Source organism: Floricoccus tropicus (genome assembly GCF_001832905.1).
Lineage (GTDB): Bacteria > Bacillota > Bacilli > Lactobacillales > Streptococcaceae > Floricoccus > Floricoccus tropicus.
Map to the genome: position 1 here is coordinate 1 of NZ_MKIR01000015.1, position 756 is coordinate 756.

At 50.7% G+C, this 756-nt stretch carries 5 tRNA genes and 1 rRNA gene; all 6 read right to left on the reverse strand.

From position 1 onward, the window contains the following. Positions 1-104: 104 nt before the first annotated feature. A tRNA-Gly gene (locus BG261_RS05755) sits at positions 105-173 on the reverse strand. A gap of 15 nt (positions 174-188) precedes the next feature. Continuing rightward, a tRNA-Phe gene (locus BG261_RS05760) sits at positions 189-261 on the reverse strand. 34 nt (positions 262-295) lie between these two features. Next, positions 296-369 (reverse strand) — tRNA-Met (locus BG261_RS05765). Between the two features lie 9 nt (positions 370-378). Then, positions 379-468, reverse strand: a tRNA-Ser gene (locus BG261_RS05770). Positions 469-473: 5 nt separating this feature from the next. Continuing rightward, a tRNA-Glu gene (locus BG261_RS05775) sits at positions 474-545 on the reverse strand. Positions 546-649: 104 nt separating this feature from the next. Then, positions 650-756, reverse strand: a 5S ribosomal RNA gene (gene rrf / locus BG261_RS05780); the annotation flags it as partial.

Genomic DNA, 756 nt, shown 5'->3' on the forward strand with positions numbered 1-756 from the left:
CCGAACCACCGCCCTCACGCTTATCGGGCGTGCGCTCTAACCAGCTGAGCTATGCGCCCTAATTTTTTAAAAATTAAGTTAAAAAAATTTGAACCGGGGTTCAAAGGGGGTGACGAAAATCGACCCCGCGACAACAGCTTGGAAGGCTGTAGTTTTCCCACAAAACTACCCCCGTTTATTATAAAAAAGGGCGCGAGACGGAATCGAACCGCCGACACATGGAGCTTCAATCCATTGCTCTACCAACTGAGCTACCGAGCCATATCGGTGTTTACCGCTCTTACCAATGTAAGTATTGCGGGAGCAGGATTTGAACCTACGACCTTCGGGTTATGAGCCCGACGAGCTACCTAACTGCTCCATCCCGCGATATTAAAAAGGAGGATAAGGGATTCGAACCCTTGCACGCTCTTACACGCCTGACGGTTTTCAAGACCGTTCCCTTCAGCCGGACTTGGGTAATCCTCCATAAATAGTCCGTACGGGATTCGAACCCGTGTTACCGCCGTGAAAAGGCGGTGTCTTAACCCCTTGACCAACGGACCATTTGTTGCTGGCGCTTATACTCATCTCCCGCAGCCGGAGTCGAAGCTAGGGCATCATGATGAACAGGCCGGCGCTACTACCAACTGAGCTATGCAGGATTATAACTTGGCACCTACCTTATCTCACAGGGAGCAAACCCCCACTACTTCCGGCGTAATGCGACTTAACTTCTGAGTTCGACATGGGAACAGGTGTATCTCTCCTGCAATT